The organism is Nostoc sp. PA-18-2419 (genome assembly GCF_005869855.1).
Lineage (GTDB): Bacteria > Cyanobacteriota > Cyanobacteriia > Cyanobacteriales > Nostocaceae > Nostoc.
Genome location: NZ_SZNH01000020.1, coordinates 108,751 through 125,166, shown reverse-complemented (window position 1 = coordinate 125,166; position 16,416 = coordinate 108,751). Strand labels below are relative to the sequence as shown.

The following is a 16,416-nucleotide window of genomic DNA, read 5'->3' as shown; positions in this document are numbered from 1 at the left end:
CGAGGGAGTTTTTGTATTCTGTGGATGCGGCGCGAGGAATTGTCATGGGTACGCAATTCTACAACGAATCTGAAGCTGTGAATTTAGGGACGGGTGATGAAATTTCTATCCGTGATTTAGTGAGTTTGATTTGTGATTTGATGGAGTTTAAGGGTGAGATTGTTTGGCAAACTGACCAGCCCAATGGTCAACCGAGGCGCTGTTTGGATACTCAACGCGCCTTACTCGCTTTTAATTTTACTGCCCAAGTTAGCTTTGAGCAAGGCTTAAACAATACCATTGAGTGGTATCGTCAACACAGTTTACTAACAAAAGTTGAAGCGAAAGTTTAGGTATTAAAGTCTTCTTAATTCTGACTTGGAAAATTTTAGATTCTCAGATTTTGGGCTGTTATGTTCGCAGTTGGTTAGAACAAATATAATCGCCCAATTACTTTTTTCTGGCATTGCTAAATCAGAAAATGAAATGTCAAAATTATCTTTGTTTTTAATTTAGGCTAAAATAATCTTTCTGTGGCAACCGCTCGGAAAAGAGAATATAACCAATGCCTAACCTCAACCTGATTTCAGAATATAAAAGCTTTGGTGGCAAACTCGGCTTTTTCAGTCATTCCTCGTCAACCTGTAACGACGAAATGCGCTTTGCTATCTATCAACCACCACAAGCAACTCAACAACCTGTGCCAATTCTCTATTTTCTGTCTGGTTTGACTTGCACAGAAGAGAATTTTATGGCTAAGGCGGGGGGGGTACAGCGCTTTGCTGCTGAGTACGGTTTGATACTAGTTGTACCAGACACTAGTCCGCGTAATAGTGGTATTCTAGGTGAGGATGATGATTGGGACTATGGCACTGGTGCGGGGTTTTATGTTGATGCTACTGAGGAACCCTGGCGTCAACACTACCAAATGTATAGTTATGTCGTCCAAGAATTACCTACTTTAATCACTGCAAACTTCCCTTCACAACCGGATAAACAAGGTATTTTCGGTCATTCAATGGGGGGACATGGGGCGCTAGTCTGTGCAATGAGAAACCCAGAACTCTACAAATCAGTATCAGCTTTTGCACCTATCACTGCACCTATGCGTTGTCCTTGGGGTCAAAAGGCTTTCACTGGTTATCTTGGTAGCAATCAAGAAACTTGGCATACTTATGATGCTAGTGAATTAGTCAAAAAAGTAGGATATCACAGTTCGATTCTCATTGACCAAGGGACTGCTGATAAATTTTTAGCTGAGCAATTATTGCCAGAAGTGTTTGAGCAAGCTTGTGCAGATGTTAACCAGCCGTTACAGTTGCGTTACCAAGAAGGTTATGACCACAGTTATTATTTTATCGCCAGTTTTATTGAAGATCATATCCGCCATCATGCGATCGCTTTAGGAGTTAAGTGACAAAATAATTATTAGTTTGTTAATTGTAATATAATACTACAAAAGTTTATCCAATTGGAATAGGTGGTTTATTTATATTGTGTTATGGTAGTTACCCTCAGAGGAGAAAAATTGGTATTATCTCTATCTACCTTTAAAACCTGGCTATACTTCTGACGAGCTAAACTAAATTTATCACTAGCAACTCGAAATATTTTTACTTTACCTATCAAATGTTCAACACCTATTCTTCTACACGATAACTGCTGGTTTTCTTTTTTTTGTAATTCCCAAATCTCTTTCTTCCTCGATTTATTGTCAGGTATGGTGATTGTTAGCTCTCCTATATAAGCTTTATCTCCGATAAATTTTTGTTCGGAATCAAATTTACCTTGTGTTTCTCCGAATAAGTTAATATCGCTTGTTTTTCCTAATTGTCTAATATGAATGTCAACAATATCGCCAGTCGATATATAGCGTTTTCTGGAGGACTGTTTTTTCATAATATGACCAACATGTCAATGAAAATTAGCTTTATAAACCACTCGTAGTTTTTGATTTCTCTTTTTTATCATTATTAAGAAATCCAGGTACAGGGTGGAAAGAGAAAAATATTTTGCCAGTCACTCTCAAAGTTTCGATCCTCATCTCCATTAATAAATTTAGTTGCTCTGGACGATAAATTATGACTTATGATGCATATTTTGTCAGTTTATATTTTATTTTTAATCTTTTCTTAATAGTAATAATTTAGCTGACAAATAACGGTATCATTGTTTGATTAACGTATAAAAGTATTATTTTGATGCAAATAGTTTTACTCAAAAGTGACTTATATATAACAGGCATAATTAATTTTATTTATTTCAGGAAAAGTTCTAAATAAATATTTACAAGAAAATAAATAATTTAAAATAATGTCAATGAATTTGATATAAAAAACTTTTAAATTTGTCTAAAAGCAGAGATAATCTTTAAAAGACAAAAACAATAAAAACCATTTACTTGGATAAGGTTTGATGTCGATAAACTGTTCCAACTTCAGGGGAGAATTTAGCAAGTGAAGACTCTGGTGTTATAAACCTGAAGAGGAAATGAAAAAAACAGGGCATTAGGTATGGGGCATTGGGATTGGGCAATGGTTTCGCCCAATCCCCAGTTCCTAGTCCCTAATAGATACAGAAAAAGTTAAAACAGAGGGTGTAGATTTAGTATGGTTGACAGCAGTGCAACAGGATCAGCAAGGCTCTTAAGTGAAAAGTTACCTTTACCGCTCAAGCGTTTGGCAGATTTGGCTTATAACTACTGGTGGAGTTGGAGTGGCGATCGCATCTCGCTATTCCAAAGCATCGATCCCCAAGAATGGGAACGCTGCGGGCATAATCCAGTCGCAATTTTAGAGTCGGCAAGCTACGAACGTCTCACCCAATTAGCAGAAGACCCATTTTACCTCAAGCAGATATCTGCCCTAGCGCGTGAGTTTGACCAATATATTAAACAACAAGATACTTGGGTGAGTCGAGTTGCACCGCAAGTATCCAAAGACCGCCCCATTGCCTACTTTTGTGCCGAATTTGGCATCCATGAATCGCTACCTGTTTATTCTGGCGGTTTGGGCATTCTGGCTGGGGATCACCTGAAATCATCATCAGATTTAGGTGTACCGATGGTTGGAGTCGGCTTGCTGTATCGCCAAGGTTATTTTCGGCAACGCTTGAACCGCCACGGTTGGCAAGAAGATTATTATATTGACAACCCCTTCCATCAGATGCCCCTAGAGTTAATTAAAAATGAACAAGGGGAGCCGTTAACTATCCAGCTACAAGTTCGCCAGCGGTTTGTGAAAGTGCAAATTTGGCGAGTGCAAGTCGGGCGAGTGACTTTATATTTATTAGATAGCGATCGCAACGATAACGATCCCATTGATCGCTGGTTGACAGGACATCTATACGGGGGTAACTTAGAAACCCGCATCGCCCAAGAAGTCGTCTTGGGCATTGGTGGTGTCCGTGCTTTAGACGCTTTGGGAATTCAACCTTCTGTCTATCACCTCAACGAAGGACACGCTGCATTCTGCACATTGGAAATAGCCCGCTTAGAAATTGAGCGGACTGGCAAATCTTTCTACGACATCGAAGCCAAGGTGCGGAACAGTTGTGTATTCACTACCCATACCCCCGTTCCCGCAGGTCATGATGTCTTCTCCCCGGATTTAATTGACTCCTTCTTTGCCAGCTACTGGCCGCAATTGCGACTTTCCCGCGAGCAATTTTTGGCATTGGGCGCACGCCGACTAGGCGACCCTTGGGAACCCTTTGGCATGACCGTTTTAGCATTGCGCATGTCTCGTGCTTGTAATGGCGTCAGTGAATTGCACGGTCAAGTTTCCCGTAAGATGTGGACAGTTCTGTATCCGCAGCGATCCGAAGACAAAGTACCAATTGGTTACATTACCAATGGTGTTCATGCACCTACTTGGACTGCACCGTTATTGGCTGACTTATATAAAGAGTATCTGGGAGAAGACTGGAAAACTCGTGCCGTCGATCCCAAGATGTGGGCTAAAGTTGACGAAATTCCCGATGAGGAACTGTGGTCACGACATCTCATCCTCAAAGAACGATTGATTGCTTTCACCCGCTATAAAATCAAGAAATCGCGGGAATTGCGTGGCGAAAATTATGACCTTATTCAAGCTACCGAAAGGCTACTCGACCCCAATGTATTGACCATTGGGTTTGCTAGACGCTTCAGCCCCTACAAACGTGGGGATTTAATTTTGCGCGACGCCCAACGGGCATTGGAGATTTTTGGCAATAACTCACGTCCAGTACAAATTATCTTTGCAGGAAAAGCCCACCCAGCTGATGAAGAAGGTAAACGGATTATTCAGCGGTTGATGGAATGGTGTCACAATTCCGGCATTATTAACCGAGTCGCCTTTATTGAAGATTACGACATTTACACTGGACAAAAATTGGTGCAAGGTGTGGATGTTTGGTTAAATAATCCGCGTCGTCCCTTGGAAGCTTCTGGTACGAGTGGGCAAAAAGTCTGCTTTAACGGCGGTCTCAATTGCAGCGTTCTGGATGGCTGGTGGTGCGAAGGTTATCAAGCAGGCGCCGATGGTAAGGGAATTAACGGTTGGGCAATTGGTGAAGATGCTAATACTAGCGACCAAGTATTGCAAGATCGTATTGACTCGCGATCGCTTTATCAGCTTTTGGAAGAAGAAATCGTTCCTCTATACTATGACCAAGATGCTCAAGGGATTCCCCATCGCTGGGTGCAGATGATGAAAACGTCGATTAAGACAAATGCGCCGTTATTCAACACTGACAGAATGATTGCTGACTACGTTTCACAGGTCTATGTCCCAGAAATTTCTAAAACTGTGGAACCAATTTTAGCTAAAGTTCTGCTTTAGAGCATTTTTATTTTCCTGATTAAATAAAGGGGTAGGTTTCCTGCCCTTTTTTTTCATTAATCCTAATTTTTTGATAAAATTATCAAAAAAATTTTAGGAAAACATAAAAACAAATGATTCAAGGAATTAGTCATATCACATTCATTGTCAAAGATTTAGAGAAAATGAAAAATTTTTTGACATTTATCTTTGATGCTAAGGAAGTTTATTCTAGTGGCGAACAAACATTTTCCATATCAAAAGAAAAATTCTTCTTGATAAATAATTTATGGGTTGCAATTATGGAGGGTGAGCCTTTATTAGAGAAAACTTATAACCATCTGGCTTTGAAAATAGCTGAACAAGACTACGAACTATATGCAGCTAGAGTAAAAACCCTTGGGGTGGAAGTGAATGAAGGTCGAACCCGTGTGGAAGGCGAAGGACGTTCCTTGTATTTTTACGACTATGACAATCATTTATTTGAGTTACACACAGGAACTTTAAATCAACGGCTACAAAGGTATCTAAAAGCCTGATTCACTAATCGCAAAAACCAGCTTTTGTTACTCTTGAGACAAAAATTTGTTAGATAATCTCCAATCGCATCGCCTCCATAGCCGTCCTGTAAGCGATAAAATAAATTAAAAATAAATTCATGCTGTGTTTATGGCAACCCAACTCAGCCAAGCCAAATCTGCAACTGAACTGGTAATCTCTTGGGAAGCCTTGCCCAAAGATTTTAAACTAGAGGATGAACCAGTGGAGAATACCGGTCAGCCACTTTTGGCTGGTGCTTTGCGTGAAAGCCTAGAAATCAGTGGATTCATTCAACCTCAAATGTTAATAGCTTCAAACTTTGGTCTTTGTGCCACTGTCAACGGGCAATTTATTGCCAAAGCACCAGACTGGGTTTATGTACCATCAGTGAATGAAGCTGTAGGTAATCGTAAAAGTTATACACCGAATTTAGAAGGAGATATTCCGGCGATCGCTATCGAATTTCTATCCGACACTGAAGGTGGGGAATATTCAATAAAGCGAAGTTACCCACCAGGAAAATGGTTTTTCTACGAGCAAATTTTACAGATTCCCTTCTACGTAATTTTTGACCCAAATGGCGGTTTATTAGAATATTATCAACTGGAAAATCAACGTTATGAGTTAAAGCAACCCGATGAAAATGGCCGTCATTGGATTGATGTGATGGGCTTATTTTTAGGAACTTGGCAAGGCACAAAAGAAGCGCGAACTGGTTATTGGTTGCGCTGGTGGGATCGAGATGGTAATTTGTTACCGTGGGCTGTAGAACAGATTGAACAAGAACGCCAACGCGCTGAACAGGAACGCCAACGCGCCGAACAAGAACGTCAACGCGCCGAACAAGAACGCCAGCAAAAAGAACAGCTGATGGCTTATTTACAATCTCAGGGTATTGACCCGAATAATTTGCCCAAATTCGAGTAGAAAATAAAAACTGCGTTTCTGAAATTAAGTATGAATTTGCTCTGCCTCTAATACCATTTGACAAAATACCTGATACAGATAGTATAAATAGGGGCGTACAGCTGTACGCCTGTACAACCAATTGATGTGCTGCAAAGATTTTGCAAAACAAACCAGTTTACGCAGCCACAATATAAGGTGAGTTGATCGCTACTAGACGACCAGCATCTACCAAAGCTTGGTATACCATTACAGCTACCTCAGCACGCGTGGCATCGCGGGTAGGATTAAGTTGTTTGAGATTAGGGTAATTAACGATAATCTCTTTTTGAATAGCCTTGATGACTTCATCCTTAGCATAATCAGGAATCTTGGCTTGGTCTTCAAAAGTTTTGCCGATTGCTGTACCATTAGCAGATAACCCCAATCCATTCACCAGAGAGACAATCACTTGCACGCGCTGGATATTTTTGTTGGGGCCAAAAGTATTGTCGGGAAAACCAGAGAGAAATAAACCTTGATATGCTTGTTGAATTACCTTAGATGCCCAAAAATCTGCTGGTACATCTTTAAATTTGGTAACTGGGCGGTTTGGCGATGGGTTGAAAGCTTTTACTAGTAATGCTGCGTATTGGGCCCGTGTCATCGTCGCATCGGGTTTAAATGTGCGATCAGGGAAACCGTTAACTATTCCCAATTTGACTAATTCCCGAACAAATGTACCTGCCCAATGATTAGTAATATCACTTAATTCGATACTAGGCGTGGGTGTTGGAGTTGGAGTTGGTGTTGGGGTTGGCGTTGGGGTTGGCGTTGGAGTAGGTGTTGGGGTTGGTGTTGGCGTTGGTGTTGGCGTAGGAGTGGGAGTTGGCGTTGGTGTTGGCGTAGGAGTTGGAGTGGGAGTGGGCGTGGGAGTTGGTGTCGGTGTAGGAACCGAACTATCTGTAAATTCTACTTTTCCAGTGACTTTAGTGGGATCTATTGTATTTCCTAGAGAAACCAGCTTGTTGGAACTGGCATTTTGCAAATCAAATTTACCGTTATTGCGTAGAGTGTTACCCCCTGGATTATTGGTAGTGCCGATATCCGGTAAAGCACTTGCAATTATAGTTAGACCATCATCTGTGTTATTTTCACTCAGATTATTACGCAACACCGGACGGGCACTACCAGAGATGACTATTCCAGAACGGTTTTCAGAAATTTTGTTATCTCGAAGTATGGGTGATGCAGTATCACTAATGGCAATGCCAAAACCTGTTTTGAAGAAAGTATTTCCTTGAATTTGACCTTGGGAATTTTTGGCGATCGCAATTCCATTGGCTGCATTCTCACTGAAGACATTACCCAGAATAACTGGGTTAGCATCACCTGTAGCAAATACTCCCTCGCGCTTACATTGAGTGAACGTACTGTTAGCAACAGTAGGGGCAGTTGATTCAACCCAGACACCACTACCACGGCTAGCTAAATTTGTTACAGTTACTCCCCGAAGTTCGGCTTTATCAGCCAGCACAAAGGTGACATTTTGACCAGCAAAAGTCCGACTCAGATAATTACCACTTCCTTCAATTAAAATGCCATTACCTTTGTTGGCTTCATTACCCACCATTGTCACCCCAGATGGAATCGTTAGCGGAAAAACTTCACCGCTAGCAGCATTGTAACTACCATCTGCTAGTTGAATTTTAATATCTACTTTAGCTACCTTTAGCGCTTGGGTAATAGTTTTGAACGGGGCTTGTTGGCTACCAGGGTTGGTATCACTGCCTGCTACCGGATTTACGTAAAAAGTTTGAGCCATATTTATACTTCAAAAAACACATAGCTATCCTAACGCTAACCATGAAAGTGGGTAGCATTTGATGCATTAAGTAGATTGAAGTAGTTTTCAGTGCAAAGTTAAAAAATTATGCAAATACGACTTGCAGATATGAATTTACTTCACGCAGAGGCGCAGAGTCGCAGAGAGTAAGAGTTGAGAAGAGTTGATTTTTAAATTTCATATTCAAATTCAGCAATGCCGTAAGTTAACATACCTGTAAGAACAAATTTCTGTCCCTATTGCAACCATCAAAACCTACTCGGTAACAAGTTCTGTAGCGTCTGCGGTAATCCTGTTAATCATGTTGTTATAAATAATAAGCTCAGTAATTTTCCTAAAAACTATTAGCGAGATGATACTATGTCTGACTTTAATAGTGAACCGATACCAGAATTGAGAAATCCCCAACAAATCTTTCATTCAGGTGACTTAAGTTTAAAAATCGAAGGAGAAGTAGTACCTGTAGTAGATGTTCATTTAGGGCAACAGCAATCAATTTACTTTGAACATCATATTTTACTGTGGAAACATCCCAATGTTCGTCTTGGTGTCAAAGGTTTAAAAGGGGCAGCCAAGCGTTTCTTTGCTGGACTGCAAATTTTCATCAGTGAAGCACATGGTCCAGGAAATATCGCTTTCTCTCGTGAGGCACCAGGACAGATTGTAGTGTTGCAATTAGAGCGCGGACAGACAGTGGATGTACGCGAACACCAGTTTTTGCTAGCTACCAGTAATATTGAGTACAGTTTCTTTTTCCAGCGAGGACTGGCGAACCTCTTTTTTAGCCGTAGTGGCGGATTATTTATTGATCGCTTCATCGGACAGCAACAAGGGGGGCTGCTTCTAATCCACGGTTACGGCAATGTTTTTGAAAAGTACCTTGCTCCTGGAGAGGTATTGGATGTAGAACCAGGAGCATGGCTGTGGAAAGACTCATCAGTCAAGATGGAGACAGTGACCGCCTTGCAATCTAGTGGCGGCATCTTAGGAGCAATTGGGGTGATGCTGGGTGGCATTTCATTTACGCTTAACCGCTTTATTGGCCCTGGTCGCTTGGGGTTACAATCTATGACTTATCACCCCCCTGCATTTGAAGGAGCAACTCAAGTCGGTGGCAGCAGTAATTTCGGTTAAGGAATTCTAAAAAATAAATTAAGTAGGTCGGCGTAGATAATTATCGTTGGGATGAGGTAGGGAGCAGGGGGAAAAGGGTTTGAGCTTTGTTTATTTTTCTTGACGCAGTTTGATTTTATTGTGCCGACTTACTTATCTAAAAAAAGAAACAAAGTACATAGGAAGACAAGAAAGAAAATTTTACCTTGTCTCCCTTGTTTGCTCTTAATACGGCCACTTCCAATCGCGAATTTCCGGCATATCGTCGCCGTACTTCTGGATGTATTGCTTGTGTTCGATTAGCTTATCTTGCAAGTGCTGCTTGACATAAGCTGCCCTGTATCCTAATTGTGGTACCCGCTCAATTACGTCCATCACTAAATGGAAGCGATCGAGTTCGTTAAGAACAACCATATCAAAGGGGGTGGTAGTAGTTCCTTCTTCCTTGTAGCCACGTACATGTAGCTGCTCATGGTTGGTGTGGCGATAGGTTAGGCGATGAATCAGCCAAGGATAGCCATGAAACGCAAAGATAATGTGTTTATCGGTGGTGAAAATTGTGTCAAAATCTTTTTCGCTCAAACCGTGGGGATGTTCGCTTTTTGGCTGTAGTGTCATCAAATCAACTACGTTCACTACTCGCACCTTTAAATCAGGGAAGTGCTGGCGCAGAATGTCTACAGCTGCTAAGGTTTCTAAGGTAGGAATATCTCCAGCACAAGCCATTACTACATCTGGTTCCCCGCCTTGATCGTTGCTTGCCCATTCCCAAATACTGATGCCTTTGGTGCAGTGCTTGATAGCAGCATCCATGTTGAGGTATTGCAAGGCTGGTTGCTTTCCGGCAACGATGACGTTGACATAGTTGCGGCTTCTCAAGCAATGGTCAGTTACCGATAGCAGAGTATTGGCATCCGGAGGCAAATATACACGAACGATTTCTGCTTTCTTGTTAACCACATGGTCGATAAAACCGGGGTCTTGGTGGGAAAAGCCGTTGTGGTCTTGTCGCCAAACGTGAGAGGAAAGTAAGTAATTGAGGGAAGCAATTGGTCTACGCCAGGGAATGTGTCTGGTAGTTTTCAACCATTTGGCGTGTTGGTTGAACATGGAGTCAATGATGTGGATGAATGCCTCATAACAGGAGAAAAAGCCGTGGCGACCCGTGAGGAGGTAGCCTTCTAACCATCCTTGACAAGAAGTTTCGCTGAGGACTTCCATCACCCGACCGTCGGGGGAAAGATGGTCATCTTCAGGCAGTTTCTCGGCTACCCAAGTCCGGTCTGTGACTTCAAGCACAGCATCCAGACGATTGGATACCGTTTCGTCTGGGCCAAAGATGCGGAAATTGCTTTTTTCTTCGTTAAGTTGCATAATATCCCGCAGAAGTCTTCCAGCAACTTTGGTCGCTTCGGCGATCGCTTTACCTGGTTCGGGAACATCTACGGCATAGTCTCGAAAATCCGGCATTTTCAGATCGCACAATAACAGACCACCGTTGGCGTGGGGATTGTCACCCATGCGGCGATGTCCTTTGGGAGCTAGTTCTGCTAGTTCCTCAATCAGCTTACCATTGCTGTCGAAGAGTTCTTCTGGTTTATAACTCTTCATCCAATCTTCTAGGAGTTTAAGGTGTTCTGGCTGTTTGCTTATGTTGCCAAAGGGAACTTGATGCGATCGCCAATAACCTTCGGTTTTTTTGCCATCCACTTCCTTGGGTCCTGTCCAACCTTTGGGGGTTCGCATGATAATCATCGGCCACTGGGGGCGTTCAGTGAAACCATGTACGCGGGCTTCTCTTTGGATGCTTTGAATTTCGGCAATTACTGTATCTAGAGTCGTTGCCATTTGTTGATGGACATCTGCGGGATCGTCACCTTCAACAAAGTATGGTTTGTAGCCGTAGCCAACAAATAAACTCTCTAATTCTTCATGGCTAATCCGTGCTAGTAGTGTTGGATTGGCAATTTTATATCCATTTAGATGTAAAATTGGCAGTACCGCACCGTCACGCACGGGGTCAAGAAACTTGTTGGAGTGCCAGCTAGTCGCTAAAGCACCAGTTTCAGCTTCACCATCACCAACAACAGCAGCAACAATCAAGTCTGGATTATCAAAGGCAGCACCGTAAGCATGGACGAGGGCATAACCTAATTCTCCGCCTTCGTGGATGGAACCAGGAGTTTCCGGTGCAACGTGGCTGGGAATACCACCAGGGAAAGAAAATTGTTTGAAGAGTTTCTGCATTCCCTCAGCATCTTGGGAGATGTTGTGGTAGTACTTGGTGTAAGTGCCTTCCAGGTAGGTGTTGGCTACCAGTCCGGGACCTCCATGACCAGGCCCAGCAATGTAGATTGTGTTGAGGTCATATTTTTTGATCACTCGATTCAGATGAACATAAATGAAGTTCAGCCCTGGTGTTGTTCCCCAGTGACCCAAAAGCCTGGGTTTTACGTGTTCTATTTTTAACGGTTCTCTCAGTAGCGGATTGTCGAGGAGATATATTTGCCCAACGGAAAGATAATTAGCTGCACGCCAGTAGGCGTTAATCTTCCGTAATTCTTCATCTGTTAAAGGCTTTGTTTGTGGAGGCGTTGCTAATGTCATTTCGACACTCCATTACAAAAGGATTTTGACGGATTCATCAGTAAGTAATTTTACTTGTTTCCCAGATGATGGCCATCTAACCCATGATGAATTTTTCTAGCCTTTGTTGACCTAGTTGAAGAAGCTACAAGATCTCAAAAATCTGATGAGAGTTAAAACATCCTCTTAGTCAGAGCTTGGTTAGCGGATAAAACCCGCTAACTAAGCTCTCCCCACACCTTTTTTCGTTCACCTTGGTCTTTGCCACTCTGCGCGATCGCCTTTTTGTATGCCCAGTTGAGTAAATTCTTACATAGCAAGCTTTTTGCGCCTTTCTATCCGTCGAACTCACGTTAAGCTTTAGTGCCGTAGATTCAGGGATGACCTAATTATTAATTTCCAATAATCCAAGTGGCGGCGTAATTTCAATGCGACCAGATTGTAAGTCTACCACTGGGGCGATCGCTTCTACAAAAGGAATCAAAACAGTCTTTTGCTTTTTGTCGTTTGTTATTTGTCCTTTGTCATTTGTCATTTGTCCTTTGTCAGTAGTAAATGATTCATGTAACTTGACTTCTAACAAATCATTGCCGGCAGGGATGATATCTACTACCGTACCGACGAATTCGCCAGATACTTGCATAAAGACTTCCAAACCAATCAAATCGAGGACATGATATTCATTTTCGCCTAACTCAGGGCGATCGCTTGCTGGCACCATTAACTTACAACCGCGCAACTCCTCTGCCTGATTGCAATTTTCCACACCAGCTAGTCTGATGACATACAAGTTTTTGTTACTGATATAACGTCCTGCCAATAATTCTATCGGTTGCGGTTCTGTGTCACCAGGACGCAACAACCAACGTTTTCCCGGCACTTCAAATCGTTCGGGGAAATCGGAGTCAGGATAAACCCGTAATTCCCCAGACAATCCTTGAGGTGCAACAATCTTACCAATTTCTAACCAATCATCGGGTTTGTCATTAGTCATTAGTCATTAATCATTAGTTTTTCTCCCCTATCTCCCTATTTCCCCGCTCACACACTCACAGCCTCACGCTGATAAGCTTCCTCGGCTACTTTGGCCAAACGTTGCATACCAGTGGCAATTTCTTCATCACTGCCGGTGAGGCTGATACGGAAACATTGGTGCTTGTGCGCCCACTCTTCCTGTAAACCGGGGAAGAAGGTACTTCCAGGTACAATAATTACACCGACTTGCTTGAGTTGTTGGTAAAATTCCCAGTCAGAGATGGGTAAATCTTCTAACCACAACCAAGCAAAAATTGCTCCTTCACCGCGATGCAGAAACCAAGGTAAATTCTTGGGCATTGCTTGTTCTAAGCTAGTTTCTAAAACGGTAAATTTATTTTGGTAGAAGGGACGAATCACAGTTTGAGAAATTTCTACTAAAGCACCAGAATTGATTGCCAGAGCTGCGATCGCTTGACCATAACGTGAAGAATGCAGACTTGCGTTTGCCTGAAAACACTCTAGCACCTCAATCCATTTTTCATGCCCAACGGCAATACCAATTCTTTCTCCTGGTAATCCTGCTTTCGATAAACTCATGCAGTGGAGAATATTATCGCCAAACACTGGGGTCATTTCGGTAAAGTTCAATGACGGGAAGGGAGGCGCATAAGCCGAGTCAATTAGCATCGGCAGATTGTAAGGCGAGGCGAGGGCAGCAATCTTTTTCACCTCATCGTCACTGAGGACATTACCAGTGGGGTTACAGGGGCGGGAGAAGATGACACAACCTGTGTTTTCGCTAATCGACAGTTGGCTGAAGTCTGGGCGATATTTAAATCGGTGAGCAGCTGCATCAATATCGAGGGTAGGTTTGTAGGCGACTAAGGCTTTTGGCTCCAAGCAGATACCGCCGTAACCGGTGTAGTCAGGACTCAGAGGCAAAACGATTTGTTTTAACTGGCCGCTACTGGTGTAGCCGCCAAATACATTAGCAGCGTAGAAATAGAGCGTTTGACTGCCGGGGGTGATAAAAATATTGCGATCGCTCAATTTTAACCCGTAGCGTTTATTAAAGTCGTTGGCGATCGCTTCAATTAATGGTGCATAGCCTTGGCTTGACCCGTAGCGGCAAACTACCTCACCATATTCTGGACTAGCTAAAAGCTGTGCAGTGCAATCCCGCCACAACTGTTCTACCTCCGGTAAAATCAGCGGGTTACCAGCACTCAAATTAATAAACTGCTGCCCTGAACCGGCTCGTAATGTTTCGATAATATCCTTCATGATTGCTCTGACGCCAGTCAGGTTGGACATTTGAGCGCCAATTTGTGTTAGGGCAGGGTTCATAAGCTGTGACAAAATTTATTAATTGAGGGTGGACAAATTACTTGGGGTTTGCTGCTGACATCAAGTTTACATCGTTACCAAAATAACTGTTACCGCCTTTAACCAATCTAGCTAGAGAATGGTATTTTTACAAAGTTTGAAGAGAATTAGTGACTAGGAATTAGGCATTCGGTTAGGAAAACTCTTCCCCAGTCCCTAATCCCTAGTCCCCAGTCCTCAATCCTCGATATAAACTCAAATAATAAGTTGATTGATAAACTATACAGGAGGGCTGACGTTGCAAGTTAAAGCAGCAGTAGCTTACAGCGCAGGTAAGCCGTTGACTATTGAAACCGTTGAACTATCTGGGCCAAAACCTGGGGAAGTATTAGTCGAGATTAAAGCCACTGGCATTTGTCATACCGACGCCTATACCCTTTCTGGTGTTGACCCCGAAGGTTTGTTTCCGGCAATTTTGGGACATGAAGGTGCTGGTGTGGTAGTTGAGGTAGGCGCTGGTGTCACCAGTCTCAAACCAGGGGATCATGTGATTCCTTTATACACTCCCGAATGCCGTCAGTGCGAATACTGTTTAAGCTTCAAGACTAATCTTTGTCAAGCTATTCGCCAAACTCAAGCACGCGGTGTTATGCCTGATGGTACTAGTCGCTTTAGTATCAATGGGCAGATGATTCATCATTACATGGGTACATCTACTTTTGCTAATTATACGGTAGTGCCGGAAATTGCCTTAGCAAAAATCCGCGAAGACGCGCCGTTTGATAAGGTTTGTTACATTGGCTGTGGTGTGACTACTGGTATTGGTGCAGTCATTAATACAGCCAAGGTCGAACCTGGGGCAAATGTGGTGGTTTTCGGTTTGGGTGGTATTGGTTTAAATGTCATCCAAGGGGCGCGGATGGTGGGAGCAAATATGATTGTTGGGGTGGATATTAATTCCAGCAAACGCACTTTAGCAGAAAAGTTTGGCATGACGCACTTTGTTAATCCTCAAGAAGTAGAAAGTGATTTAGTCGCCTATTTGGTCGATTTAACAAAAGGCGGTGCTGATTACAGTTTTGAATGTATTGGTAATGTAAAAATAATGCGTCAAGCATTAGAATGCTGCCACAAAGGTTGGGGTGTCAGTGTAATTATTGGTGTTGCTGGTGCTGGAGAAGAAATTAGTACTCGTCCTTTTCAATTAGTAACAGGACGGGTTTGGAAAGGTACAGCATTCGGTGGTGCAAAAGGTCGTACAGATGTGCCAAAAATTGTTGATTGGTATATGGAAGGTAAGATAAATATTGATGATTTAATTACCCATGTGATGCCCGTTGAACAAATTAATGATGCTTTTGAATTGATGGACAAAGGTGAATCAATTCGGAGTGTGGTGACTTTTTAATTCGTAATTAAAAAGGGTTTGTATCTTGTGTTTGTGGAAGTAATTCTGTTTCAGATAGGGTTTAAAGTTCTATCTGAAACGTAATTATAGATTTTTAGCGGTCGCTTTTATCCGGGTGAGCCAACAGCAGATGATTTACTGGAATAATCGTAAAATCTCTGAGGTCTAACACTTAGTTTAATAAACAAGGGTGCGTTACTCTATTGATAATACACCAATTGCCACATTTTGCGACCTAATTAATATGGTTTTACAAACAGAATTAACAATAGAGACGCGATTTATCGCGGTCTCTACAAGGTGTTTCTGTCATCTATCATTTTTATCAAAAAATTTTATACAAATCGTATTGCATCCAATCGATAAACCCCATATTTATACCAAATAGACCATATTGTAGAGACGCGATTCATCGCGTCTTAAACCAAGGATGTATTGCAATCATTAATTGAATTGGTATTAGATTGTTTCACGCAATTGAACCGGATTTTTTATAACAACCAATATAGCCATAGCCCCTCTTTGCTTGCAGAGAGGGGGTTGTGATATTATCGATCCTCAGAACGGCGATGTGTGGGTAACAGGCTGTTTTTCTGTTTTTCTTGGAAACTGCTGGCTTGTTTCAGGACTGGAATACACTGGTTAATCATCCAGATTAAAACCTCGATTGGTGAGTCTCCTTGCTGAAGGCGGTTTTCGGCATTTACGCCAATTAATATTGTTTGCAGAATTAGTAAAAAAGCGTAGGCGTAGCCCGTCGTAGACATCGCTCTTTGACTTGCACTTTTACCAAGTTTTTTAGCTGACATCTAAATTCACCTCGTTTTTAGGTTTACAAGGTGAATTATTTTTTTGGGTATTTCCCCAGACACATCTCCCACGTAGCGTCTATAATGCTTGTATCATCAGGTTTTGCGGCTTGGGGAAGCTTGTTTGTTTGGGTAAATACAAAT

At 42.2% G+C, this 16,416-nt stretch carries 13 protein-coding genes and 1 pseudogene; 8 read left to right on the top strand and 6 right to left on the bottom strand.

What is annotated here, in order from left to right; genetic code table 11:
- Both FCR06_RS20380 and fghA read left to right on the top strand, forming a co-directional pair.
- A pseudogene (locus tag FCR06_RS20380) lies at positions 1–332 on the top strand (GDP-L-fucose synthase); the annotation flags it as partial.
- Positions 333–544: 212 nt separating this feature from the next.
- A complete protein-coding gene (gene fghA, locus FCR06_RS20375; RefSeq protein WP_138502943.1) occupies positions 545–1,396 on the top strand; it encodes an S-formylglutathione hydrolase in 852 nt (283 codons plus the stop codon).
- Between the two features lie 68 nt (positions 1,397–1,464).
- Here the strand turns inward: fghA and FCR06_RS20370 are convergent, their stop codons facing one another.
- Positions 1,465–1,878: a transposase family protein gene (locus FCR06_RS20370; RefSeq protein ID WP_138502941.1), complete on the bottom strand. Its 414-nt coding sequence runs from the start codon at positions 1,876–1,878 to the stop codon at positions 1,465–1,467.
- A 710-nt stretch (positions 1,879–2,588) separates the two neighbouring features.
- Between FCR06_RS20370 and glgP the strand changes: the two genes are divergently transcribed.
- From glgP to FCR06_RS20355, 3 genes are all read left to right on the top strand, one after another.
- Positions 2,589–4,802 carry an alpha-glucan family phosphorylase gene (glgP, locus tag FCR06_RS20365; RefSeq protein ID WP_138502939.1) on the top strand — a complete coding sequence of 738 codons (2,214 nt, stop codon included), beginning with the start codon at positions 2,589–2,591 and terminating at the stop codon, positions 4,800–4,802.
- A 113-nt stretch (positions 4,803–4,915) separates the two neighbouring features.
- Positions 4,916–5,320: a FosX/FosE/FosI family fosfomycin resistance hydrolase gene (gene fosX, locus FCR06_RS20360; RefSeq protein ID WP_138502937.1), complete on the top strand. Its 405-nt coding sequence runs from the start codon at positions 4,916–4,918 to the stop codon at positions 5,318–5,320.
- Between the two features lie 130 nt (positions 5,321–5,450).
- Positions 5,451–6,248, top strand: a complete 798-nt coding sequence (locus FCR06_RS20355; RefSeq protein ID WP_138502935.1) for a Uma2 family endonuclease — start codon at positions 5,451–5,453, stop codon at positions 6,246–6,248.
- A 157-nt stretch (positions 6,249–6,405) separates the two neighbouring features.
- Here FCR06_RS20355 and FCR06_RS20350 read toward each other — a convergent pair whose 3' ends face one another.
- Positions 6,406–8,031: a DUF1565 domain-containing protein gene (locus tag FCR06_RS20350; protein ID WP_138502933.1), complete on the bottom strand. Its 1,626-nt coding sequence runs from the start codon at positions 8,029–8,031 to the stop codon at positions 6,406–6,408.
- Between the two features lie 231 nt (positions 8,032–8,262).
- On the opposite strand from FCR06_RS20350, the gene FCR06_RS34840 reads away from it, so the two are divergent.
- Positions 8,263–8,400, top strand: coding sequence for a zinc-ribbon domain-containing protein (locus tag FCR06_RS34840; RefSeq protein WP_138502956.1), 138 nt, complete (start codon positions 8,263–8,265; stop codon positions 8,398–8,400).
- 12 nt (positions 8,401–8,412) lie between these two features.
- Positions 8,413–9,186 (top strand): AIM24 family protein, encoded by a 774-nt coding sequence (locus FCR06_RS20340; RefSeq protein ID WP_138502931.1) that lies wholly within the window; start codon positions 8,413–8,415, stop codon positions 9,184–9,186.
- Positions 9,187–9,390: 204 nt separating this feature from the next.
- On the opposite strand, the gene FCR06_RS20335 is transcribed toward FCR06_RS20340, so the two are convergent.
- From FCR06_RS20335 to FCR06_RS20325, 3 genes are all read right to left on the bottom strand, one after another.
- Positions 9,391–11,772: a phosphoketolase gene (locus FCR06_RS20335; RefSeq protein ID WP_138502929.1), complete on the bottom strand. Its 2,382-nt coding sequence runs from the start codon at positions 11,770–11,772 to the stop codon at positions 9,391–9,393.
- Between the two features lie 364 nt (positions 11,773–12,136).
- Positions 12,137–12,745 carry a ribosome maturation factor RimM gene (gene rimM, locus FCR06_RS20330; RefSeq protein ID WP_138502927.1) on the bottom strand — a complete coding sequence of 203 codons (609 nt, stop codon included), beginning with the start codon at positions 12,743–12,745 and terminating at the stop codon, positions 12,137–12,139.
- A gap of 47 nt (positions 12,746–12,792) precedes the next feature.
- Entirely contained in the window at positions 12,793–14,076 is a 1,284-nt protein-coding gene (locus tag FCR06_RS20325; RefSeq protein ID WP_138502925.1) for a valine--pyruvate transaminase, read from the bottom strand.
- A 277-nt stretch (positions 14,077–14,353) separates the two neighbouring features.
- Between FCR06_RS20325 and FCR06_RS20320 the strand changes: the two genes are divergently transcribed.
- The gene (locus FCR06_RS20320) at positions 14,354–15,463 is read left to right on the top strand and encodes an S-(hydroxymethyl)glutathione dehydrogenase/class III alcohol dehydrogenase (protein WP_138502923.1); all 1,110 of its coding nucleotides are present in this window, start codon (positions 14,354–14,356) and stop codon (positions 15,461–15,463) included.
- Between the two features lie 548 nt (positions 15,464–16,011).
- Here FCR06_RS20320 and FCR06_RS20315 read toward each other — a convergent pair.
- The gene (locus FCR06_RS20315; RefSeq protein WP_138502921.1) at positions 16,012–16,272 is read right to left on the bottom strand and encodes a hypothetical protein; all 261 of its coding nucleotides are present in this window, start codon (positions 16,270–16,272) and stop codon (positions 16,012–16,014) included.
- Positions 16,273–16,416 lie beyond the last annotated feature (144 nt).